Raw genomic sequence first — 22,769 nt, forward strand, 5'->3', positions numbered from 1 at the left:
AGGTGTGGTGTTGTTATTGTGTTGTGTTTTTTGTTCCCTGCAACGTGCCCGTGTCGGGTTTGTTGTTTGGGAACCACATAGTGGACGCAAGCAGTCTTGTTATCTTTTTACCAGTGCTTGGTGTGAACGTCTTTTGAAATCCGTTCACGCAGTGGTGTGTGGTGTAAGTTATCGGCCTATTAGTACCGGTCAGCTTCACGAGTCGTTAGTCCTCGCTTCCACATCCGGCCTATCAACCCAGTGGTCTGGCTGGGGGCCTCTCACACACAAGGTGTATGGAAATCTCATCTCGAAGCGAGCTTCCCGCTTAGATGCTTTCAGCGGTTATCCCATCCGAACGTAGCTAATCAGCGGTGCACTTGGCAGTACAACTGACACACCAGAGGTTCGTCCGTCCCGGTCCTCTCGTACTAAGGACAGCCCTTCTCAAATTTCCTGCGCGCGCAGCGGATAGGGACCGAACTGTCTCACGACGTTCTAAACCCAGCTCGCGTACCGCTTTAATGGGCGAACAGCCCAACCCTTGGGACCTACTCCAGCCCCAGGATGCGACGAGCCGACATCGAGGTGCCAAACCATGCCGTCGATATGGACTCTTGGGCAAGATCAGCCTGTTATCCCCGAGGTACCTTTTATCCGTTGAGCGACGGCCATTCCACAATGTACCGCCGGATCACTAGTCCCGACTTTCGTCCCTGCTCGAGATGTCTCTCTCACAGTCAAGCTCCCTTGTGCACTTACACTCGACACCTGATTGCCAACCAGGCTGAGGGAACCTTTGGGCGCCTCCGTTACTTTTTAGGAGGCAACCGCCCCAGTTAAACTACCCATCAGGCACTGTCCCTGACCCGGATTACGGGCCGAAGTTAGATGTCCAAAGTGACCAGAGTGGTATTTCAACGATGACTCCACCCGAACTGGCGTCCGGGCTTCAACGTCTCCCACCTATCCTACACAAGCCACTCCGAACACCAATACCAAACTATAGTAAAGGTCTCGGGGTCTTTCCGTCCTGCTGCGCGTAACGAGCATCTTTACTCGTACTGCAATTTCGCCGAGTTTATGGTTGAGACAGCGGGGAAGTCGTTACTCCATTCGTGCAGGTCGGAACTTACCCGACAAGGAATTTCGCTACCTTAGGATGGTTATAGTTACCACCGCCGTTTACTGGGGCTTGAATTCTCAGCTTCGCCGTAAGGCTAACCGGTCCTCTTAACCTTCCAGCACCGGGCAGGAGTCAGTCCGTATACATCGTCTTGCGACTTCGCACGGACCTGTGTTTTTAGTAAACAGTCGCTTCCCCCTGGTCTCTGCGGCCCCGATCCCCTCCCACCAGCAAGTGGTGTTCAAGGTTGGGGCCCCCCTTCTCCCGAAGTTACGGGGGCATTTTGCCGAGTTCCTTAACCATAATTCTCTCGATCGCCTTAGTATTCTCTACCTGATCACCTGTGTCGGTTTGGGGTACGGGCGGCTAAAACCTCGCGTCGATGCTTTTCTCGGCAGCATAGGATCACCAAATCCCCCCGTGAGGGGGTCCCATCAGATCTCAGGCATCATGAACGGCGGATTTGCCTACCGTTCGCCCTACATCCTTAGACCGGGACAACCATCGCCCGGCTTGGCTACCTTCCTGCGTCACACCTGTTAATACGCTTGCCTCCCAGGATCAGGTCCCGCGCTCCACCAAAACCCACATCACCCCGAAGGGTGGGCGGGCAGGTATCGGGCGGTTAGTATCCCCTGTTCAACATGGACGGTTTTTCGCCGGTACGGGAATATCAACCCGTTGTCCATCGACTACGCCTGTCGGCCTCGCCTTAGGTCCCGACTTACCCAGGGCAGATTAGCTTGACCCTGGAACCCTTGATCATTCGGCGGACGGGTTTCTCACCCGTCTTTCGCTACTCATGCCTGCATTCTCACTCGTGTAGGCTCCACCGCTGGTTTACACCGCGACTTCACTGCCCACACGACGCTCCCCTACCACTCCAGACGCCTGAACCAACCCACAAGGGGCGGCTTAGCTAATATCTGAAATCCACAACTTCGGCGGTGTACTTGAGCCCCGCTACATTGTCGGCGCGGAATCACTTGACCAGTGAGCTATTACGCACTCTTTTAAGGATGGCTGCTTCTAAGCCAACCTCCTGGTTGTCTTCGCAACTCCACATCCTTTCCCACTTAGCACACGCTTAGGGGCCTTAGTTGGTGGTCTGGGCTGTTTCCCTCTCGACTATGAAGCTTATCCCCCACAGTCTCACTGCTGCGCTCTCACTTACCGGCATTCGGAGTTTGGCTGACGTCAGTAACCTTGTAGGGCCCATTAGCCATCCAGTAGCTCTACCTCCAGCAAGAAACACGCAACGCTGCACCTAAATGCATTTCGGGGAGAACCAGCTATCACGAAGTTTGATTGGCCTTTCACCCCTACCCACAGCTCATCCCCTCCATTTTCAACTGAAGTGGGTTCGGTCCTCCACGACGTCTTACCGTCGCTTCAACCTGGCCATGGGTAGATCACTTCGCTTCGGGTCTAGATCACGCCACTGCAACGCCCTATTCAGACTCGCTTTCGCTACGGCTTCCCCACACGGGTTAACCTCGCGACGTAACACTAACTCGCAGGCTCATTCTTCAAAAGGCACGCCGTCACAACTACAAGGTTGCTCCGACGGATTGTAAGCACACGGTTTCAGGTACTGTTTCACTCCCCTCCCGGGGTACTTTTCACCTTTCCCTCACGGTACTGGTCCGCTATCGGTCATTAGGGAGTATTTAGGCTTATCAGGTGGTCCTGACAGATTCACACGGGATTTCTCGGGCCCCGTGCTACTTGGGATACTCTCCAGGCGGCACAAAACATTTCGGTTACGGGGCTCACACCCTCTCTGGCCGGCCTTTCAAGACCGTTCACCTATGCCTGCACATCACACCTCACCAGTCCGGCAGAACTGGTATGGAAAGTCCCACAACCCCGACCATGCAACGCCCGCCGGCTATCACACATGGAACGGTTTAGCCTGATCCGCGTTCGCTCGCCACTACTGACGGAATCACTATTGTTTTCTCTTCCTGCGGGTACTGAGATGTTTCACTTCCCCGCGTTCCCTCCACGCACCCTATGTGTTCAGATGCGGGTCACCAGGCAGCTCGCGCCCCTGGCGGGGTTTCCCCATTCGGACACCCTGGGATCACAGTCCGGTTATCGACTCCCCCAGGCTTATCGCAGATTCCTACGTCCTTCTTCGGCTCCTAATGCCAAGGCATCCACCGTGTGCTCTTAAAAACTTGACCACAAAAGATCAAAAACGCTAATTTTCGAGAGAACCATGAAAACCACCCACACCCCAAAAGAGTGCGGACAGATCCAGGTTCATAATTCTTGGAAATTGCTTCTTATAAAAGATGCTCGCGTCCACTATGTAGTTCTCAAACAACAACCCCGTACCACACACCCCACACACAACCCCAAAAGGGTCAACCGTGTGATCGATGCAGCCAGGAAACCAGAAACAAACAAACCCGACAGACGACACCGCAACCCGTAAGCTGCAACCCCATCCCCCGGCCCTGTTGCCTCAGGACCCAACAGTGTGCCAAACACTAAACCACCCACCCCCAACCCACACCGTTCCAGGACACCCCCAAGAGGGAATCCGTACTGGGCAAGGAAAGAAACAAGCGGCCGCTATTCGTTGATATTCCACCCTTGAGCACCCGCCGCAGAACAAACGTCTGCGCAACGGGCATATACTCCTGACAAACCCCCACACCACATACATGGCATGAACAATCTGTAGGTGCTCCTTAGAAAGGAGGTGATCCAGCCGCACCTTCCGGTACGGCTACCTTGTTACGACTTAGTCCCAATCGCCAGTCCCACCTTCGACAGCTCCCTCCCACAAGGGGTTAGGCCACCGGCTTCGGGTGTTACCAACTTTCGTGACTTGACGGGCGGTGTGTACAAGGCCCGGGAACGTATTCACCGCAGCGTTGCTGATCTGCGATTACTAGCGACTCCGACTTCATGGGGTCGAGTTGCAGACCCCAATCCGAACTGAGACCGGCTTTTTGGGATTAGCTCCACCTCACAGTATCGCAACCCTTTGTACCGGCCATTGTAGCATGCGTGAAGCCCAAGACATAAGGGGCATGATGATTTGACGTCGTCCCCACCTTCCTCCGAGTTGACCCCGGCAGTCTCCTATGAGTCCCCGCCATAACGCGCTGGCAACATAGAACGAGGGTTGCGCTCGTTGCGGGACTTAACCCAACATCTCACGACACGAGCTGACGACAACCATGCACCACCTGTAAACCGACCGCAAGCGGGGCACCTGTTTCCAGGTATTTCCGGTTCATGTCAAGCCTTGGTAAGGTTCTTCGCGTTGCATCGAATTAATCCGCATGCTCCGCCGCTTGTGCGGGCCCCCGTCAATTCCTTTGAGTTTTAGCCTTGCGGCCGTACTCCCCAGGCGGGGCACTTAATGCGTTAGCTACGGCGCGGAAAACGTGGAATGTCCCCCACACCTAGTGCCCAACGTTTACGGCATGGACTACCAGGGTATCTAATCCTGTTCGCTCCCCATGCTTTCGCTCCTCAGCGTCAGTTAATGCCCAGAGACCTGCCTTCGCCATCGGTGTTCCTCCTGATATCTGCGCATTTCACCGCTACACCAGGAATTCCAGTCTCCCCTACATCACTCTAGTCTGCCCGTACCCACCGCAGATCCGGAGTTGAGCCCCGGACTTTCACGGCAGACGCGACAAACCGCCTACGAGCTCTTTACGCCCAATAATTCCGGATAACGCTTGCGCCCTACGTATTACCGCGGCTGCTGGCACGTAGTTAGCCGGCGCTTCTTCTGCAGGTACCGTCACTTTCGCTTCTTCCCTACTGAAAGAGGTTTACAACCCGAAGGCCGTCATCCCTCACGCGGCGTCGCTGCATCAGGCTTTCGCCCATTGTGCAATATTCCCCACTGCTGCCTCCCGTAGGAGTCTGGGCCGTGTCTCAGTCCCAGTGTGGCCGGTCACCCTCTCAGGCCGGCTACCCGTCGTCGCCTTGGTGAGCCATTACCTCACCAACAAGCTGATAGGCCGCGAGTCCATCCAAAACCACAATAAAGCTTTCCACCCCCCACCATGCGATGAGGAGTCATATCCGGTATTAGACCCAGTTTCCCAGGCTTATCCCAGAGTTAAGGGCAGGTTACTCACGTGTTACTCACCCGTTCGCCACTAATCCCCCCACAAGTGAGGTTCATCGTTCGACTTGCATGTGTTAAGCACGCCGCCAGCGTTCATCCTGAGCCAGGATCAAACTCTCCGTTGAAGTAAAACAGACACAACCACCAACCCCGGAAATAACAGGATAAAATGGCTGCACAAAATTTGAAACCAGCTGTAAAAACCAGACCACACCACGGGGTGGCATAATCCAGTCAATTCAACCAATTCAATACAATAAATTGGTATCAACAAACTTGGCACACTATTGAGTTCTCAAACAACAGACACATTCGAATAATTCCCGAAACAATTCATATTCAAATGAATTCTTTTGTTTCGCTTTTCTTCGCTGCGATGTTTATAGCTTATTTCATTCTTATTCACTTTGCAAATCCGGGTTATTTTCCCGATATTCACTCTGTGGAACGAATCCGCCCATCAGAAAGTGAAGCTTTTCATCATTTTCGTGCTTTGCACACGATGAATTGCTTCTCTTGTGAAGGGGGTTTGTCACCACTCAACGGCGGCGACTCAGAAAACAATACACGCTCCCCCGAGGCCGTGCAAATCGGCTGCGGAGGAGCGTGAATGGGGGCTTGGGAAGGCTAAGGAACCAGGACTTCGACAGTCGCGAGATTCTTCTTGCCGCGGCGCAGGAGCAGGTACTGGCCATGCAGCAGCTCCGATTCGGAGATGACAGCTTCCGGGTCGGACACCTTCTCGTTGTTTACATAGGCGCCGCCTTCGCCGACGGTCCGCCGGGCCGCGGACTTGCTCTCCGACAGGCCGGATGCCACCAGCAGGTCAATGATCCCGAGGCCATCCACCTGGATGCGGGCGGAAGGAAGCTCCGACGTGGCTGCCTCAAGCGTGGGCCGGTCCAGGGCGGACAGGTCACCGTTGCCAAAAAGTGCAGCGGACGCCGCGATGACTTTCTCCGTTGCCTCCACACCGTGGACCAGGGAAGTCACTTCGAACGCCAGCTTCCGCTGGCCTTCCCGTGCAAACGGACGTTCGGCCACGGCAGCTGCCAGGGTTTCGATTTCCGCGCGGCTCAGGAAAGTGAAGACCTTCAGCCGGTCCACCACGTCAGAGTCGGCGGTGTTCAGCCAGAACTGGTAGAAGGCGTACGGGCTGCACATGCCGGCGTCGAGCCAGATGGCATTGCCTTCGCTCTTGCCGAACTTAGTGCCGTCCGAGTTGGTGATCAGCGGCGTACCCAGGGCGTGGACGCTCTTACCCTCAACCTTGCGGATGAGTTCAGTGCCGCTGGTGAGGTTGCCCCACTGGTCCGAGCCGCCGGTCTGCAGCATGCAGCCGTAGTCGCGGAACAACTGGAGGTAGTCCATGCCCTGCAGGATCTGGTAGCTGAATTCGGTGTAGCTGATGCCCTCGTCCGAACTGAGGCGGGACGCAACAGCATCCTTGCGGAGCATGGTGCCGACCCGGTAGTGCTTTCCGATCTCGCGCAGGAAGTCGATGGCGCTCAACGGCGCGGTCCAGTCGAGGTTGTTGACCATGCGGGCGGCGCTGGCACCATCGAAGCTGAGGAAGCGGCGGACCTGGGCCTGCAGGTAGCCCACCCATTCGTTAACGGTGTCCTTGGTGTTCAGCGTGCGCTCGGCGGTGGGCCGCGGATCGCCGATCAGTCCCGTGGATCCGCCCACCAGTCCCAGCGGCTTGTGCCCTGCGAGCTGCAGCCGGCGCATAACGAGGAGTTGGACCAGGTTGCCCAGGTGCAGGCTCGGCGCGGTGGGGTCGAATCCGCAGTAATAGGTGATCGGATCACCGGCGAGGAGCTTTTCCAGTTCCTCTTCATCGGTGGAGACGTGGACCAGGCCGCGCCACTTCAGCTCCTGCCAGACATTGGCGAAGGTGGGGTCGTTCTGCTGGGATTCGAGATCGTTGAGTTCTGACACGACTTCTAAGTTAGCAGGATCAGCGACTCCCGGCGCCGAAATGAACGGCGCCGGGCGTCGAGAGGCAAAGCGGACCGGCTCAGCCTTCTATGCCTGCCGGAATACCTTCCGCGGCGATCAGCCGGAGCCGCTGGGTGGGCCGGGTCATGGCGACGTACAGATCGCCCACCCGGCCATGCTCGCGGTTGAGCATGACGGACGGCTCAAGCACCACAACGCCGTCGAACTCCAGGCCTTTGGCCTCGCGCGGGCTGATGACCACGATGTCCTGTTCGTAGCTGCCCGCGCCGTTGCCGATGCGCCGGCCGTACACGGCACGAAGGGCTGACGTTGCAGCCGGCAGAAGGTCGCCGTCGGCAATCACGGCGAGGAGGCCGCCGTCGAGCGCTGCCAGTTCCTCCGGGAGCACCTCCACCAAACGGTTCACCACCTGTCCGTGGTCAACCTTGTCGATGACAGGGGCCCACCGTCCCTCGCGGACGGCCTTCGGCGCGGAAACCACCAGTCCGGCCGCGTTGGCCATGCGGGCGGCGGCTTCAGCGATCTGAGAGGGCGTCCGGTAGTTGACTGTCAGCTCCTCCAGCTGCCAGCGGTCACCGAACATGGGCGCCAGGGCCCCCTGCCAGGAGTTGGCGCCGGCGACTGAACTGGTCTGCGCGATGTCGCCCACGATGGTGAAGGATTTCAGCGGGCAACGGCGGACCAGCAGGCGCCATTGCATGGGCGAAAGCTCCTGCGCCTCATCCACCACGATGTGGCCGAAGGCCCACGTGCGGTCGCTGGTAGCGCGCTCGGCGGCCGTCAGGCGATTCTCGCGCTCCTGGTTCTGATCGGCAAGTTCCTCCGCGGAGATGAGGACATCGACACCCATGTCCCCCATGTTCACCAGTGTCTGCTTGGCGTTGGCAAGGTCCCGGGCGCGGTCGTGCTCCTGCTGTGCAAGGCCCCGTCCCGCCGCCGGGTCCATTTCGCCGAGGAGCTCCGCGGCCTCGTCCAGCAGCGGGACGTCGGCCTCGGTCCAAGGCGCACCAGCGGGGCGCAGCAGCAGCGACCGCTCCCTAAGGGACAGGCTCGGTGTGCAGGCCGCCAGGACTGCGGGCTTGCTCAGAAGCTCGGTGATCAGCTTCTCCGGAGTCATCGGCATCCAGCACAGGTTCAGGACGATCCGGACGTCGCGGGCCGTGCGGACGTCTTCTGCCAGATACGAGCGGTCGGCATTGTTGCCGATGCTCCCGGCCTCCACGAGATCGGTCATCTGCTCGGTCAGTTCGCGGAGCAGAATTTTGATAAACGTCAGGCGCGCCTCGTTGTGCGGCTTGCCGGTGGACCGGGCACGTTCGCGCGCCCGGCTTACTTGCCTCCGCGTCAGCATCAGCTTGCGGCCGTCGACGTCCAGGACACGGTCCTCGGCGGGGATCCGCTGCCGGTTCGCGACCGCATTGGCCACAACCTTCACCATGTCCAGCCGCCCCTTGATGGCCGCGACCACTGCCTCAGGTTCGGCAACCGCTTTGATTCCGGGCATCAGGCGACCCACGCTGGCCATGACCACGCCGGTCTCACCGAGCGAGGGAAGAACACGTTCGATGTACTTCATAAAGGACGACGACGGGCCCACCAGCAGCACACCTGCGGTCTTCAGCCGTTCCCGGTGCGTGTAGAGCAGGTACGCGGCCCGGTGCAGTGCCACAGCAGTCTTACCGGTACCGGGACCACCCTGCACCACGAGGGCACCGGAAATGGAGGACCGGATGATGCGGTCCTGCTCGGACTGGATGGTGCCGACGATGTCGGACATCCGGCCCGTGCGCTTGGAATCCAGAGCCGCCAGCAATGCTCCTTCGCCCTGCAGCGAGGCGTCGTCCGCGAGCATGTCCGCATCAAGGACGTCGTCCTCGATGGCCTTGACTTCCCGGCCCTGCAGAATCAGGTGCCGTCGGCGGCGGACGCCCTGCCGGTCAAACGCCGTTGCCTGATAGAAGTGCCCGGCTTCGGGCGCGCGCCAGTCCACCATGAGCCGCTGGAGGTCATCGGTGGTCAGGCCGATGCGCCCAATGTACTGGGCTTCACCGGAATCCAGGTCGAGGCGGCCGAAGACCAGGCGGTCATCGACGGCGTCGAGCTGGGCGAGGCGGTCCTCGTAGAGCGCGGCGAAGGCGTCGCGTTCGGAGACATTCTGCATGGTGCCCACGGCACCGGCCCGGCGGACCTGCGCCAACTGCTGGCGCTTTTCCGTGCGGAGCTCTTCCAGCCGCGCGTACAGGCCGGCAACATAGTTCCGTTCGTGGGCCAAATCGGCGTCGAGCATTTAAACGTTCCCCTATCGCAAAAGACAGACCGTCCATTCTACAACCATTTCGGTTAACGCGCCCGCCGGTCCCCTGCCCCGGAAGTCACCCAATGTTCACTTTCAGGCCGCACACTTCCGTAGCCGTTCCGCCCCGTCAGTGATTCAATACTGCAATGCACCACGAGAACGTCCTGACCGGATACGGGCTTTCCCTCCTTCCGCTGGCACCGCACCATGCCGAAGGGCTGTTTGACTTCGTGGACGCCACGATGTGGGCAGGAATGGCCGCGCCCCTGCCGGCCACGGCGCACGAGCTTTCAGGGCTGTTTGCGGCCAGGATTGAGGACCCGGCCAGCCTGGCCTTCGCCGTGACGGACCAGCGGACCGGGGCCCTCCTGGGCACAACCGCGCTGAATGCGTTCGATGCCGCCCAGCAACGCGTGGAAGTTGGCGGCACCTTCTTTGGACGGCAGTTCTGGGGCACGCACGTAAATCCCGCCAGCAAGCACGCCCTGCTCGCCTTTGCGTTCGACGTCCTTCACGTTCAGCGCGTTGCGTTTCGCTGCGACGCACGTAATGTGCGCAGCGCCGCAGCCATCGAACGGCTGGGGGCAACGTTCGAGGGCGTGCTGCGCAGCCACCGCCTGGCGCCTGACGGCACACGTGCGGATTCGGCAGTGTTCTCGGTCCTGGGGCAGGAATGGCCCGCGGTGCAGCAGCGCCTCCAGCACCGGTTGGCGCCGTTCGCCCTGGCGGGAGACCACCCCGGCGGGACGGATTATGCCCGGCGCACCTTCGCCGCCTTGTAGCGGGACACGGTGGGATCCCCTGGCAGCCAGAAGCGCCAGGGATACGTCGCGGAGCCGCCGTCGCCGGAAACGCCCACCCTCGGCCCGGAACTGAACACGGGAGCGGGTACCGAAGTCAGCCGCAGCTCGAAGGGGTCAGCCAGGACATCCCGGCCGCTGTCGGCGGTAGTGAGGGCCAGCGTGGTGGCCAGCCGGGCCGGGCCGCTCGCCAGATCGAGAGCCGATTTCGACGTCGGACGGCGCACCAACGCGAGGTGCTGCCCCTCCACCACCTCGCCCGCCCGCAGCAGGACGGCAGATGCGGTGCCCGCCGGGCCGCAGACGATGTTGGCGCAGTAGTGCATGCCATACGTGAAGTAGACGTAGAGGTGGCCGGCCGGGCCGAACATGGGCGCGTTGCGGGCCGTGGGGCCACGGAAAGTGTGGGAGCCGGGATCCGGATGCGACGAGTCGCCGGGACCCATGTACGCCTCCACCTCGGTGATCCGCACAGCCACAGTTCCCTCGTGGCTGTGGTGGGTCAGTACGGATCCCAGCAGCCGCGGAGCCACCCTCCGGGCGTCGCCGGACAGCAGTTCGCGGAGCTGATCCGGGCTGGCGGGACTCAGGCTGGCGGTCATGATCCGACTCTATCGAACGCCACGGCTGTGTCCGATTTCCGCTAGCAGTCCCGGTCGCTGGCTGGCAGGATGGAGGGCATGGACTTCTGGCAGCGCTACCGCGCGATTGACGCGCGGGACACCCGGTTCGACGGGCAGTTCTACACCGCTGTCCGGACCACCGGCATCTACTGCCGCCCGTCCTGCCCCGCCAGGACCCCGAAAGCCGTGAACGTCACCTTCTACGAAACCTCTGCCGCAGCGCACGACGCCGGCTACCGGGCGTGCAAGCGCTGCCTTCCCGAAGCAGTCCCAGGCACGCCTGCGTGGAACATCCGGCAGGACCTGGCGGGCCGGGCGATGCGCCTGATCAACGACGGCGTGATCAACCGGGACGGGGTGGAGGGCCTCGCCGCCCGGCTGGGATACTCCTCCCGCCAGCTCAACCGGATCCTCAGCCACGAACTCGGCGCCGGCCCGCTCTCCCTGGCCCGGGCCAGCCGCGCCCAGACCGCCCGCACCCTGTTGGTGTCCACGGCGATGAAGCTGGCGGACATCGCATTCGCGTCCGGCTTCAGCAGCGTCCGCCAGTTCAACGACACCATGGTGGAGGTGTTCGCCATGACGCCCACTGCCCTGCGCGCGACCGCCAGGCACCACCGCTCCCCTGCCGCCGCGACGTCGCTGACGTTGAGCCTGCCGTACCGCGAACCGTTCGATCCCGGCATCTTTTCCTTCCTCGCCGTCAGGGCGATCCCCGGGATCGAGGCGGGGACGCCGACGTCGTACGCCCGTTCTTTGCAGCTTCCGCATGGCGATGCCCGCTTCAGCGTGACTTACGACGACGGCGCTCCCGGACGGCCACTGACCCTCACCATCGGCGCGGTGGACCTCCGGGACCTGCCCGCACTGCTGAGCAGGGTACGCCGGCTCTTCGACCTCGACGCCGATCCGGTAGCCATCGACAGTGCTCTGTCCCAGGAGCCCCGCCTGGCCGCCTCGGTTGCCAGTGCGCCGGGCATCAGGATGCCCGGCGCGTTGGATCCGCAGGAGCTGCTCATCCGGGCGATGATCGGGCAGCAAATCACCGTGGCTGCGGCCCGGACCGCACTGACGCAGCTGGCCGCTGCCGGCAGTCCCAGCGCGGTCCCCGGCGAGGGCCTTGACCGGCTGTTTCCCACCGCGGCCGAAATCGCCGAGACCGGCTACACGCTGCTGCGCGGTCCGCAACGCCGGATTGACGCCATCCGTTCCGCCGCGTCGGCCCTGGCTGGAGGCCAACTGGATTTTGGCTACGGGGACGATCTGCCCGGGCTCGGCGCCAAGCTGCTTCCCCTTCCCGGGGTGGGCCCGTGGACCGTGGGCTACGTGGCAATGCGTGTCCTCGGCGCGCCGGACGTGTTTCTGGCCAACGACGCCGCGGTGCGAAACGGCATCCGGGCGCTCGCCCCAGCCCTCACGAACCAATACGGCGGCGGCGTTGAGGCGCCTGGCGTGACGCCAAGCCCCGATTTCCGCGAGGTCAGCCCGTGGCGGTCCTACGCCACCATGCACCTGTGGCGCGCCGCCGCGGAGTCCAAATCCTCCAAACCTATACAAGCCGTTCCAGAGAAAGCGATGCTATGAAAGCCCAGCTGTTAGTGATGTCCACCCCGGACGGACCGTTCACCATCCTTGCCCAGGACGGCGTGGTCCTCGCCTCGGGCTGGACCGCCGAGCCGGGTGAGCTGACCGGCCAGATCCACCCCGAGCTGCGGCCGGGCGACGTCGAAGCGGTCACGGACCTGGGCAGCATCTCCCGGGCCGTGGAGGCCTTCTATGCCGGCGATCCCGCGCCCGCCATGGCCGTCCCCGTGCGCCAGAAGTCTGGGCCGTTCCGGTCGCACGCCTGGGATGTGCTGAGGACCGTTCGTCCCGGGTCGCCGGTGACGTACACCGAGTATGCCGAGCTTTCCGGAAATCCGAAGGCGGTCCGGGCCGCGGCCAGCGCGTGTGCGTTCAACGCGGCTGCCTTGTTTGTGCCGTGCCACCGCGTCATCCGCACCGACGGTTCCCTGGGCGGTTTCCGCTGGGGCCTGGCCATCAAGGAGAGCCTGTTGGCCCGCGAGGCAACGGAAAGCCTGCTGGCCCGCGAAGCCGGATAGGGCTACCGTGCTGCGGGTGTCCCGGATGGCGTGGCTCCGGCAGCCGGTGTCCCGGCTGGCCAGGGCAGCAGTTCCGGGAGGTCCACGCCGTCCGCGGCGGCTGTTGCCCGCAGGCTGCCGAGCGATGGTTCACGGCCGGCCAGCCAGGCGGCAATGTCAGTGATCATCCCGCTGATGACGGTGGAACGGCCGAGGCCAAGGGTCACGGGCGGGAGCCCGAGTGGCTGCAGCACGAGTTTTTCCCCCGGCGGGACACGGGCCGCCAGGAAGTCGAAGAGGTGCTCGCAGAACTTCCGGCTCCACGTCTCGGGCCCGAGGCCCGCGTCCAGGTCCGCTGTGTGGATCACCAGTTCACGCCACAACGCGAGGCCGCCGTCGAAGACCACTCCGCCGCGGTAGGCAATGGAGGTCTGCCAGTCGGCGTCGCCTTCCAGCGAATCAAAAGCCGTCAGTGCCCGGTCCAGGCCGGCCTGCAGGTCAGCCCGGTGCGCATCCGCGTTGTGGCCGGCGGCCATTTCGATGGCCTTCGTTCGTCCGTCCTGGCCTCCGTCGTACAGCTCAACACTGGCGCCGCGGGCGGCAAATTCCAACTGGCGCGCCATGGCGTTGGAGATACCGGCGAGATGCGCCAGGACGTGCCCGCGGGTCCAGCCGGGCAGTCCCGACGGTGCCTTGACATCCTCATCGGTGAATTTCGCGGCGGTCGAGGCCACGGCGCCGGCGGCCTTATGCAGTTCGGCCAGTAGTTCTGAAGTAGTGATCTCAGTCATAGCGCCATGGTAGCCGACAGAGTTAACGACTCTTAACGCAGGACGCTCTCTCAGTTAATGCATGAATATCGCCAACGCTCTCTCACTTTCTTGAGGAAAGTGAGAGAGCGTTGGCCAAAATGCTGCATCAACTGAGAGAGCGTTTGGGGGTTAGGCTGCGTAGTCCCGCACGCCGGCGAGCTCGCCTTCCAGCGCGAGCAGCTGGCGTTCGACGGCGGCGGGTGCGGTGCCGCCCTGTGAGTTGCGGCTGTTGAGCGACCCTTCGGTGGACAGGACCGTGCGGACCTCCGGAGTCAGGTGCTCCGAAATAGCGGCGTATTCCTCATCCGTCAGATCCCACAGCTCCACGTCGCGGCTTTCGGCCTGCTTGACCGCTGCTCCGGAGAGCTCGTGCGCCTCGCGGAACGGAACGCCCTGGCGGACCAGCCACTCGGCAATGTCCGTGGCCAGCGCGAAGCCCTGCGGTGCCAGCGACTCCATCCGTTCCGTGTTGAACTTCAGCGTCGCGATCATGCCCGAGACAGCCGGAAGCAGCAGCTCCAGGGTGTCGGCGGCATCGAAGACCGGTTCCTTGTCCTCCTGCAGGTCGCGGTTGTACGCGAGCGGCAGTCCCTTGAGCGTGGCCAGCAGCCCGGTCAGGTTGCCGATCAGGCGCCCTGCCTTGCCGCGGGCCAGTTCGGCGACGTCGGGGTTCTTCTTCTGCGGCATGATCGAGGAACCGGTGGAGTAGGAATCGTGCAGGGTCACAAAGGAGAACTCCTTGGTGGCCCAGAGAATGACTTCCTCCGAAACGCGGGACAGGTCCACACCGATCATGGCCGTAACCCACGCAAACTCGGCGAAGACATCGCGCGATGCGGTGCCGTCAATGGAGTTGTGGGTGGCGGAGAAGAAGCCCAGGTCCGCCGCGACGGCCTCCGGGTCCAGGCCCAGCGACGAGCCTGCGAGGGCACCGGAACCGTAAGGCGAAACCCCTGCGCGCTTGTCCCAGTCCTGGAGCCGCTGCACATCGCGCAGCAGCGCCCAGGCGTGGGCCAGCAGGTGGTGGCTGAGCAGGATGGGCTGGGCATGCTGCAGGTGAGTGCGGCCTGGCATGGCCACACCCTGGTGGGCTTTGGCCTGCCCCACCAGCGCCTCGATGGTTGCCAGCACGCCGCGCGCGATGATCCGGGCGTGGTCACGCAGGAACATGCGGCCCAGCGTGGCCACCTGGTCGTTGCGGGACCGTCCGGCGCGGAGCTTGCCGCCCAGCTGGGTGCCGGCGCGCTCGATCAGGCCGCGTTCCAGTGACCCGTGCACGTCCTCATCGGATTCCGCCGGCAAGTACGCGCCTGAGGCGACATCGTCATCCAGGCGGCCCAGGGCGTCCAGCATGCCGCCGAGTTCGGCGTCGTCCAGCAGTCCGGCCTTGTGCAGCACGCGGGCGTGCGCTTTGGAGCCGGCGATGTCGTAGCGGGCCAGCCGCCAGTCAAAGTGCGTGGACTTGCTCAGGGCTGCGAGGGCATCCGCGGGGCCGCCGGCGAACCGGCCGCCCCACAGTGCGCCGGTGTTCGTCGCGTCGGATTTCGGGGTTTCGACAGGCTCAACCACCGATGTTTACTTTCCTGCGACGCGGATATCGCGGCCTGAGGCAACCTTGGCGGACATGCCCCACAGTTCGATGAAGCCGCGCGCCATGGACTGGTCGAACGTGTCGCCGGTGTCGTAGGTTGCGAGGTCGAAGTCGTAGAGCGAGGTCTCGGAGCGGCGGCCGTTGACGATCGCCTGTCCACCGTGCAGCACCATGCGGATGTCGCCGGTGACGTGCTTCTGGGTGTCTTCGATGAACGCGTCCAGGGAGCGCTTGAGCGGTGAGAACCACTGGCCGTCGTAGACCAGTTCGGCCCAGCGCTGGCCAACCGTGGCCTTGAAGCGGGCCTGCTCGCGCTCGACGGTGATGTCCTCGAGGTGCTTGTGCGCGGTGATCAGCGCCATGGCACCGGGGGCTTCGTAGATTTCGCGGGACTTGATGCCCACGAGGCGGTCCTCGACGACGTCGATCCGGCCCACGCCCTGCGCGCCGGCACGGCGGTTCAGTTCCTTGATGGCCTGCAGCGGGGTGACCCGGACGCCGTCGATCGCTACCGGCACGCCGGCTTCGAAGGAAATGGTGACCTCATCCGGGGCCGGCGGGAACTCCGGCGTGGCGGTGTAGTCGTAGATGTCCTTGGTGGGCGCGTTCCAGATGTCCTCGAGGTAACCGGTTTCGACGGCGCGTCCCCAGACGTTCTGGTCGATCGAGTACGGGTTCTTCTTGGTGGTCTCGATCGGCAGTCCCTTTTCCTCGGCGAAGGCGATGGCCTTGTCGCGGGTGAGGGCGAGGTCGCGGACCGGTGCGATGCACTTCAGGTCCGGGCCGAGGGTCTGGATGCCCACCTCGAAGCGGACCTGGTCGTTGCCCTTGCCGGTGCAGCCGTGCGCGACGGTTGTGGCGCCGAATTCGCGGGCGGCCTTGACCAGGTGCTTGACGATGACCGGGCGGGAGATCGCCGAAACCAGCGGGTAGTGGCCCTGGTAGAGGGCGTTGGCCTTGAGCGTGGGCATGCAGTATTCGTTGGCGAACTCGTCGGACGCGTCGGCCACGTAGGCTTCGACGGCGCCGCAGCCGAGTGCGCGCTGGCGGATGGTCTCCAGCGACTCGCCGCCCTGTCCGACGTCGACCGCTACGGCGATGACCTCGGCACCGGTGGCTTCACCGATCCAGCCGATGGCTACGGAAGTATCGAGGCCACCGGAGTAGGCCAGAACAATGCGCTCAGTCACGAAAATGCTCCTAATTGGGGTTGTAGATGTTGATCGGGGAATTCTTCAGGGAAAAACGTTCTGGGGAAAGCCTGTCACACCGGGAGGGTGTTCGGGCGGTATGGGCCTACTGGCCGCCGCCGGCTTCCTCGGCGAGCTGCAGGAACCGGACCGCGAGGTCCTGCCCGCCCTGCGGATCCCGGGAAACCAGCAGCACGGTGTCGTCACCGGCAATGGTCCCCAGGATGGAGGGCATCACCGAGTGGTCAATGGCCAGGGCCAGGAAGTTGGCCGCACCGGGCGGGGTCCGGAGCACCGCGATGTTGGCCGAGGCTTCCGCCGTGACCAGGAGTTCACTGCACAGGCGGGCAAGCCGGGCATCCAGGATCTCCTGGCTGACCCCGCTCTTGGCCGCACGTTCGCCGCCCTCGCCGGGGACGGCGTAAACCAGCACGCCTTCCTTGCCGCGGACCCGGACGGCGCCGAGTTCCACGAGGTCCCGGGACAGCGTGGCCTGGGTGACCTGGACGCCGTCGTCCGCCAGCAAAGCGGCCAGCTCCGCCTGGGAGCGCACCGATTCACCCGTCAGGATCGCGGTGATGCGCGCCTGGCGGGCCGTTTTGGTGGCCGGGCTGGAGCCCGGCGATGCTGGCGGGACGGACACTAGTTGCCAACCTCCTGTGGCGCCAGCCCGTCCACGGGGGCCAGGCCTTCGACGACGGCGAGTCCGGACCGGTGCATCAGCCAGGCCATCAGTGCCTTCTGCGCGTGCAGCCGGTTCTCCGCTTCGTCCCAGACGATCGACTGCGGGCCGTCGATGACGCCCGCCGAAATCTCGTAGCCGCGGTAGGCGGGCAGGCAGTGAAGCACGACGGCGTCATCCGCCGCGTGTGCCATGGCCGCCTCATCCACCGAGTACTCCCGGAACAGCTGCAGCCGGGCCTCCTTTTCGGCTTCCTGGCCCATGGAGACCCAGGTGTCCGTGGCCACAACGTCGGCGCCCTTGAGGGCAACGGCGGCGTCGGTGGTGACCAGCACGGAACCGCCGGTCTGGGCAGCGCGCTCCTCCGCCGCGGCAACGATCTCCGCTGCCGGGAGGTAGCCTTCCGGGCCGGCGATGCGGACGTGCATCCCGGCGGTGACGCCGGCCAGCAGGTAGGAGTTGGCCATGTTGTTGGCGGCGTCGCCCAGGTAGCTCATGGTGAGGCCCTTGAGCTCGCCCTTGTGTTCCTTCACAGCGAGCAGGTCCGCCAGGAGTTGGCACGGGTGGTAGTCGTCGCACAAGGCGTTAATAACCGGCACCCTTGAGTTCTCAGCCATGGCCACGAGGCCCGAGTGCGCGCCGGTGCGCCACACAATGGTGGAGACCATACGCTCCAGGACCTTGGCGGTATCCTCAACAGACTCCTTGTGGCCGATCTGCGCCTCCCCCGGGTTGATGATCAGCGCGTTGCCGCCCATGTCCGCGATGCCCGTGGCGAAGGAAACCCGCGTACGGGTGGAGGTCTTGTCGAAGATGACGGCCACCGTCTTGCGGCCGTTACCCTCCCCGGCAAAGGGCTGCACGCTGTACGGCGCTGCCTTCATGCGGACGGCCAGGTCCAGGACCTCGGCCTGCTCAGCGGGGCTGAGGTCCGTGTCCTTCAGGAAGTGGCGTGTGGTGCTGGCTGTGCCGGCGGAAGAAACTACAGGGGTCACTGCGCGTCCTTAGCTGTCTGGAGGATTGCCGGGAGGGCGGCGAGGAAGGTGCCGGCCTGGTCCTTGGTAAGAACCAGCGGCGGGGCAAGCCGGATGGTGCGCGGGCCGGGGCTGTTGACGATGAATCCGGCGTCCAGGCCTGCGGTCACCACGGCGGGGGCGACGTCGGCGTCCAGGTCGAAGCCGATGAGCAGGCCTTCGCCGCGGACTTCGGTGACGCCGTCGACGGCGGCGAGCCCGGTGCGGAGGTAGTCCCCCACAACTGCAACGTTTTCCAGGACCCGCTGGCTTTCGATCGCGTGCAGCGTGGCCAGCGCGGCCGCCGTCGCCACCGGGTTGCCGCCGAAGGTGGTGCCGTGCTGGCCCGCGGACAGGAGCGACGACGTCCGCTCACCGAAGGTGAGGAGCGCACCGATGGGGAAGCCGCCGCCGAGGCCCTTGGCCAGGGTGACGGCGTCGGGAACGATGCCGGCGTCCTCCGTCGCGAGCCATTTGCCGGTCCGGCCGATTCCAGTCTGGACCTCGTCCAGGATCAGCAGGGCGCCGGCCTTTGTGGTCGCCTCGCGGGCTGCCTTCAGGTAGCCAGGAGGCAGTGGCCGCACTCCAGCTTCGCCCTGGATGGGCTCCAGGAAAACGGCGGCCACGGTTTCGTCGATGGCTGCTTCCAGGGCTGCGACGTCGCCGAACGGGATGTGGACCACGCCGCCGGGCAACGGCTCAAACGGTGCGCGGTAGGCTTCCTTGGCGGTCAAGGCCAGGGCACCCATGGTGCGTCCATGGAAGGCGCCTTCGAGGGCGATGATCTTGGTGCGCTTGCCCGTGGTGCCGTCCGGGCTGGCTCCGTTACGCCGGGCCAGCTTGAAGGCGGCTTCGTTGGCTTCGGTGCCGGAGTTTGTGAAGAACACCTTGGAGCCCGCCGGGGCGTGCGTCAGTGCCAGCAGCTTTTCGGCCAGCGCGATCTGCGTGGGGCTGGTGAAGAAGTTGGAGACGTGCCCCAGTGTGGCCAGCTGGCTCGAAATCACGGACGTGACAAACGGGTGGGCGTGGCCCAGTGCGTTGACGGCAATACCGCCGAGCAGGTCCAGGTATTCCTTGCCGTCGGCGTCCCACACGAGGCAGCCGGCACCACGGACCAGGACGCGCTGCGGGGTGCCAAAGACTCCCATCAGGGACGTGGAGTAGCGCGTGAGCCACTCAGCCCCGCTGCTGTGGCCTTTACCGTCAACCAGGTCTCCTACCGGAGTCTTCTCGAGTGTGCTGGCCGCGTGGCTTCCAGTTTTTACCGCGTTCATGGGGTGGCTCCCTGTTCTTGGCTGTCTGCGTCTTCGTCGGGCACAACCTGCGTGCCGATGCCCGCCGTCGTGAATGTTTCCAGGAGCATCGAGTGCGGCAGGCGGCCGTCCACGATGTGCGCGCGTTCCACTCCGCCGTCAATGGCCTTGAGGCACGCTTCCATCTTGGGGATCATGCCCGATTCCAACGACGGCAGCAGCTGGCGCAGCTCCGAGGCCGTGAGGGACGAGATGAGGGAGGACCGGTCCGGCCAGTTGGCGTAGAGGCCTTCGACGTCGGTGAGGATCACCAGCTTGGAGGCCCCCAAGGCTTCGGCGAGGGCGGCCGCGGCGGTATCCGCGTTGACGTTCAGGACCTGGCCGGTGGTCTGGACCTCTCCGGCTGCCGTCTCGAGGCCGTCGGACTCGATTTCCGGTGCCACGGTGGAGATGACCGGGATGCGGCCGGCGGCCAGGATGTCCAGGATGCCCTCCGGGTTCACGCCGACAACTTCGCCCACCAGGCCGAGGTCCACTTCCTCGCCGTCAATGACGGTGCCTGTCCGGACGGCACGGAGCAGGCCGCCGTCTTCACCGGACATGCCCACGGCATACGGGCCATGGGAGTTGATCAGGCCCACCAGTTCGCGGCCCACCTGGCCGGTGAGGACCATCCGGACCACGTCCATGGCTTCGGGGGTGGTGACGCGGAGGCCGCCTTTAAATTCGGACTCGATACCCAGCCGCGCCAGCATGGAGTTGATCTGCGGACCGCCGCCGTGGACCACTACGGGGTGGATGCCCACATGGTGCAGGAACACTACGTCTTCGGCGAAGGCACGGCGCAGTTCCTCGTTGACCATGGCGTTGCCGCCGTATTTGATCACCATGGTGGTGCCGGCGAACCGCTGGATCCAGGGCAACGCCTCGATCAGCGTGCCGGCCTTGCTTTGGGCATCACTCATTGACGTCGTTTCACGGGTCTGGGTGTTCATGCGTGCAGTATCTCCAGGGTTGCTGGTTGATCAGCGCGAGGATCTAGCTTGAGTAGGCGCTGTTCTCGTGGACGTAGTCGTGGGTGAGGTCGTTGGTCCAGATGGTGGCTTCGGCGTCACCGGACTGCAGGTCAATTTCCACCAGGACTTCGCGGGGTTCGAGGTCCACCAGGTTGCGGTCGTCGCCAATGCTGCCGTTGCGGCAGATCTGGATGCCATTGATGGCCACGTTCAGCTGGTCCGGTTCGAACACGGCGTCCGTGGTGCCCACGGCGGACAGCACGCGGCCCCAGTTCGGGTCCTTGCCGAAGATGGCTGCCTTGAACAGGTTGGACCGGGCCACGGAGCGGCTGACCGTTTCGGCGTCCCGCTCGCTAGCCGCGTTGAACGTGCGGATGGCGATATCGTGGCTGGCGCCTTCGGCGTCCCCGATCAGCTTGCGCGCCAGTTCGGCGCACACCTGGGTCAGCCCGGCACCAAAGGCTTCCGCGGACGGGACGGCACCGGACGCGCCGGAAGCCAGCAGCACTACGGTGTCATTGGTGGACATGCAGCCGTCCGAATCAGCCCGGTCGAAGGTGACGCGCGTGGCGTCGCGGAGGACGACGTCGAGCATTTCCGCTTCGACGTAGGCGTCAGTGGTGAGGACCACCAGCATGGTGGCCAGGCCGGGTGCCAGCATGCCGGCGCCCTTGGCGATGCCGCCGATGGTGAACTCCTGGCCGCCGGCGTCCGTGCCGATGAACAGTGCGGACTTGGGCACCGAGTCTGTGGTCATGATGGCGGTGGCCGCATCCGGACCGCCGTCCGTGCTGAGCGCTGCCGAGGCAGCCTCGACGCCCGGGAGGATCTTGTCCATGGGCAGCTGCTCGCCGATCAGGCCGGTGGAACAGACAAACACGTCCGTCGCCGAGATACCGAGGACCGCTGCCACTTTTTCGGCCGTGCTGTGGGTGTTCTGGAACCCCTGGGGACCCGTGCAGGCGTTGGCGCCACCGGAGTTGAGGACCACTGCGTCCACGCGGCCGTCCGAGACCACCTGGCGGGACCAGTGGACGGGGGCCGCGGCCACCCGGTTGCTGGTGAAGACGGCGGCCGCCGCCTTGGACGGGCCGTCGTTGACCACCAGGGCGAAGTCCGGCTTGCCTGAGGTCTTCAGCCCGGCGGTGACGCCAGCGGCGCGGAATCCCAGGGGGGCGGTAACGGTCACGGTGCAACTCCCTGCAGGTTGAGGCCGGCGGTTTCCGGCAGGCCAAGCGCAATATTCATGGACTGCACGGCGCCGCCGGCAGTCCCCTTGGTGAGGTTATCAATGACGCAGGTCACAATCACGCGGCCGGTGTGTTCATCCAGTGCCAACTGCATGGCCGCGTGGTTGGAGCCCTGGACGGACTTGGTGGCGGGCCACTGCCCTTCCGGCAACAGGTGGACAAACGGCTCGTCGTCGTAGGCATCAGCCCACGCCTGGCGGAGGTCCGCCGCCGTGGTGCCGGGCTTGACCTTCGCGGTGGCGGTGGTGAGGATGCCGCGGCTCATCGGCGCGAGCGTCGGGGTGAAGGACACCGTGACACTCTCGCCGGCAGCATTGGAGAGGCCCTGTTCAACCTCGGGGGTGTGGCGGTGGCCGCCGCCCACGCCGTAGGGGCTCATGGAGCCCATCACCTCAGAACCGATGAGGTTCACCTTCGCGGCCTTGCCCGCACCCGAGGTGCCGGAGGCGGAAACGATCACGACGTCGTCGGGCTGGAGCAGCTTGGCGGCGAACCCGGGCGCCAGGGCCAGGAGGGCCGACGTGGGGTAGCAGCCCGGGACGGCGATCCGCGTGGCGCCCTTGAGGGCCTCGCGCTGGCCGGGGAGCTCCGGCAGACCGTAGGGCCACGTTCCGGCGTGGGCCGAGCCGTAGAATTTTTCCCACGCGGTTGGATCTTCGAGGCGGTGGTCTGCGCCGGCGTCGATCACAACTGTGCCTTCGGGGAGCTGTGCCGCGATCTCGGCGGAAGCACCGTGCGGAAGTGCCAGGAACACCACATCGTGCCCGGAGAGATTCTCCACGGTGGTGTCTTCCAGGATGCGGCTGGCCAGTCCGTGCAGGTGCGGCTGCAGCTCGCCAAGGCGCGAGCCTGCGTTGCTGTGCGCGGTGATGGCACCGATGGTCACGTCCGGATGTCCCGCCAGGAGCCGCAGGACTTCTCCCCCGGCGTAGCCGCTGGCTCCGGAGACGGCAACAGAAATAGTCATGCCGTGAATCATACAGCAAAAGT

16 protein-coding genes and 2 rRNA genes are annotated in these 22,769 nt (G+C 63.8%); 4 read left to right on the forward strand and 14 right to left on the reverse strand.

Translation table 11 applies throughout. The features are described from left to right. Nucleotides 1-158: 158 nt before the first annotated feature. Together AU252_RS02825 and AU252_RS02830 are read right to left on the reverse strand one after the other, a co-directional pair. Nucleotides 159-3,294: ribosomal RNA gene (locus AU252_RS02825) — 23S ribosomal RNA — on the reverse strand. A 517-nt stretch (nt 3,295-3,811) separates the two neighbouring features. Next, a 16S ribosomal RNA gene (locus tag AU252_RS02830) occupies nt 3,812-5,335 on the reverse strand. Together the 16S and 23S rRNA genes form the textbook arrangement of a ribosomal RNA operon. Before the next feature lie 218 nt (nt 5,336-5,553). On the opposite strand from AU252_RS02830, the gene AU252_RS23745 reads away from it, so the two are divergent. Continuing rightward, nucleotides 5,554-5,820: a hypothetical protein gene (locus tag AU252_RS23745; RefSeq protein ID WP_157768925.1), complete on the forward strand. Its 267-nt coding sequence runs from the start codon at nt 5,554-5,556 to the stop codon at nt 5,818-5,820. A 17-nt stretch (nt 5,821-5,837) separates the two neighbouring features. Here AU252_RS23745 and tyrS read toward each other — a convergent pair whose 3' ends face one another. Together tyrS and AU252_RS02840 are read right to left on the reverse strand one after the other, a co-directional pair. Next, a complete protein-coding gene (gene tyrS / locus AU252_RS02835) occupies nt 5,838-7,151 on the reverse strand; it encodes a tyrosine--tRNA ligase (RefSeq protein WP_058929431.1) in 1,314 nt (437 codons plus the stop codon). A 79-nt stretch (nt 7,152-7,230) separates the two neighbouring features. Continuing rightward, complete coding sequence (locus AU252_RS02840) at nt 7,231-9,459, reverse strand: HelD family protein (RefSeq protein ID WP_058929432.1); 2,229 nt, start codon at nt 9,457-9,459, stop codon at nt 7,231-7,233. A gap of 155 nt (nt 9,460-9,614) precedes the next feature. Here AU252_RS02840 and AU252_RS02845 point away from each other — a divergent pair, with 155 nt between their 5' ends. Next, the gene (locus AU252_RS02845; RefSeq protein WP_083510232.1) at nt 9,615-10,250 is read left to right on the forward strand and encodes a GNAT family N-acetyltransferase; all 636 of its coding nucleotides are present in this window, start codon (nt 9,615-9,617) and stop codon (nt 10,248-10,250) included. Here the strand turns inward: AU252_RS02845 and AU252_RS02850 are convergent. Beyond that, nucleotides 10,220-10,870, reverse strand: a complete 651-nt coding sequence (locus tag AU252_RS02850) for a DNA-3-methyladenine glycosylase (RefSeq protein WP_058929433.1) — start codon at nt 10,868-10,870, stop codon at nt 10,220-10,222. The genes AU252_RS02845 and AU252_RS02850 overlap by 31 nt on opposite strands. Before the next feature lie 78 nt (nt 10,871-10,948). Between AU252_RS02850 and AU252_RS02855 the strand changes: the two genes are divergently transcribed. Together AU252_RS02855 and AU252_RS02860 are read left to right on the forward strand one after the other, a co-directional pair. Next, nucleotides 10,949-12,475 (forward strand): AlkA N-terminal domain-containing protein, encoded by a 1,527-nt coding sequence (locus tag AU252_RS02855; protein ID WP_058929434.1) that lies wholly within the window; start codon nt 10,949-10,951, stop codon nt 12,473-12,475. Beyond that, nucleotides 12,472-12,993 carry a methylated-DNA--[protein]-cysteine S-methyltransferase gene (locus AU252_RS02860; protein ID WP_058929435.1) on the forward strand — a complete coding sequence of 174 codons (522 nt, stop codon included), beginning with the start codon at nt 12,472-12,474 and terminating at the stop codon, nt 12,991-12,993. The genes AU252_RS02855 and AU252_RS02860 overlap by 4 nt, the downstream gene beginning before the upstream one ends. A gap of 2 nt (nt 12,994-12,995) precedes the next feature. Here AU252_RS02860 and AU252_RS02865 read toward each other — a convergent pair whose 3' ends face one another. The 9 genes from AU252_RS02865 to argC all read right to left on the reverse strand — a co-directional run bounded on the left by AU252_RS02865 (nt 12,996) and on the right by argC (nt 22,746). Beyond that, nucleotides 12,996-13,763 carry a maleylpyruvate isomerase family mycothiol-dependent enzyme gene (locus AU252_RS02865; protein WP_058929436.1) on the reverse strand — a complete coding sequence of 256 codons (768 nt, stop codon included), beginning with the start codon at nt 13,761-13,763 and terminating at the stop codon, nt 12,996-12,998. Nucleotides 13,764-13,913: 150 nt separating this feature from the next. Further along, on the reverse strand, nt 13,914-15,353 hold the full coding sequence (argH, locus tag AU252_RS02870; protein ID WP_058929437.1) for an argininosuccinate lyase: 1,440 nt from the start codon (nt 15,351-15,353) through the stop codon (nt 13,914-13,916). 6 nt (nt 15,354-15,359) lie between these two features. Continuing rightward, entirely contained in the window at nt 15,360-16,565 is a 1,206-nt protein-coding gene (locus AU252_RS02875) for an argininosuccinate synthase (RefSeq protein WP_058929438.1), read from the reverse strand. Between the two features lie 106 nt (nt 16,566-16,671). After that, nucleotides 16,672-17,208 carry an arginine repressor gene (locus AU252_RS02880; RefSeq protein WP_056343008.1) on the reverse strand — a complete coding sequence of 179 codons (537 nt, stop codon included), beginning with the start codon at nt 17,206-17,208 and terminating at the stop codon, nt 16,672-16,674. After that, nucleotides 17,208-18,242 (reverse strand): ornithine carbamoyltransferase, encoded by a 1,035-nt coding sequence (gene argF / locus AU252_RS02885; RefSeq protein WP_058929439.1) that lies wholly within the window; start codon nt 18,240-18,242, stop codon nt 17,208-17,210. Before argF ends, AU252_RS02880 begins: the two co-directional genes overlap by 1 nt. Further along, the gene (locus AU252_RS02890; protein WP_058929440.1) at nt 18,239-19,534 is read right to left on the reverse strand and encodes an acetylornithine transaminase; all 1,296 of its coding nucleotides are present in this window, start codon (nt 19,532-19,534) and stop codon (nt 18,239-18,241) included. The genes argF and AU252_RS02890 overlap by 4 nt, the downstream gene beginning before the upstream one ends. Continuing rightward, nucleotides 19,531-20,508 carry an acetylglutamate kinase gene (argB, locus tag AU252_RS02895; RefSeq protein WP_058929441.1) on the reverse strand — a complete coding sequence of 326 codons (978 nt, stop codon included), beginning with the start codon at nt 20,506-20,508 and terminating at the stop codon, nt 19,531-19,533. Before argB ends, AU252_RS02890 begins: the two co-directional genes overlap by 4 nt. 43 nt (nt 20,509-20,551) lie before the next feature. Then, entirely contained in the window at nt 20,552-21,718 is a 1,167-nt protein-coding gene (gene argJ, locus AU252_RS02900) for a bifunctional glutamate N-acetyltransferase/amino-acid acetyltransferase ArgJ (RefSeq protein ID WP_058929442.1), read from the reverse strand. Next, the gene (argC, locus tag AU252_RS02905) at nt 21,715-22,746 is read right to left on the reverse strand and encodes an N-acetyl-gamma-glutamyl-phosphate reductase (RefSeq protein WP_058932706.1); all 1,032 of its coding nucleotides are present in this window, start codon (nt 22,744-22,746) and stop codon (nt 21,715-21,717) included. Before argC ends, argJ begins: the two co-directional genes overlap by 4 nt. Nucleotides 22,747-22,769: the final 23 nt, after the last annotated feature.

This window comes from Pseudarthrobacter sulfonivorans (assembly GCF_001484605.1).
GTDB classification, from domain to species: Bacteria; Actinomycetota; Actinomycetes; order Actinomycetales; family Micrococcaceae; genus Arthrobacter; species Arthrobacter sulfonivorans_A.

Bases quoted from the DNA above. Each gene is read 5' to 3' on its own strand.
- AU252_RS23745 (WP_157768925.1), top strand. From the start codon at position 5,554: ATGAATTCTTTTGTTTCGCTTTTCTTCGCTGCGATGTTTATAGCTTAT.
- AU252_RS02840 (WP_058929432.1), bottom strand. From the start codon at position 9,459: ATGCTCGACGCCGATTTGGCCCACGAACGGAACTATGTTGCCGGCCTG.
- AU252_RS02845 (WP_083510232.1), top strand. From the start codon at position 9,615: ATGCACCACGAGAACGTCCTGACCGGATACGGGCTTTCCCTCCTTCCG.
- AU252_RS02850 (WP_058929433.1), bottom strand. From the start codon at position 10,870: ATGACCGCCAGCCTGAGTCCCGCCAGCCCGGATCAGCTCCGCGAACTG.
- AU252_RS02855 (WP_058929434.1), top strand. From the start codon at position 10,949: ATGGACTTCTGGCAGCGCTACCGCGCGATTGACGCGCGGGACACCCGG.
- AU252_RS02860 (WP_058929435.1), top strand. From the start codon at position 12,472: ATGAAAGCCCAGCTGTTAGTGATGTCCACCCCGGACGGACCGTTCACC.
- AU252_RS02865 (WP_058929436.1), bottom strand. From the start codon at position 13,763: ATGACTGAGATCACTACTTCAGAACTACTGGCCGAACTGCATAAGGCC.
- AU252_RS02890 (WP_058929440.1), bottom strand. From the start codon at position 19,534: ATGAACGCGGTAAAAACTGGAAGCCACGCGGCCAGCACACTCGAGAAG.
- argB (WP_058929441.1), bottom strand. From the start codon at position 20,508: ATGAACACCCAGACCCGTGAAACGACGTCAATGAGTGATGCCCAAAGC.
- argC (WP_058932706.1), bottom strand. From the start codon at position 22,746: ATGACTATTTCTGTTGCCGTCTCCGGAGCCAGCGGCTACGCCGGGGGA.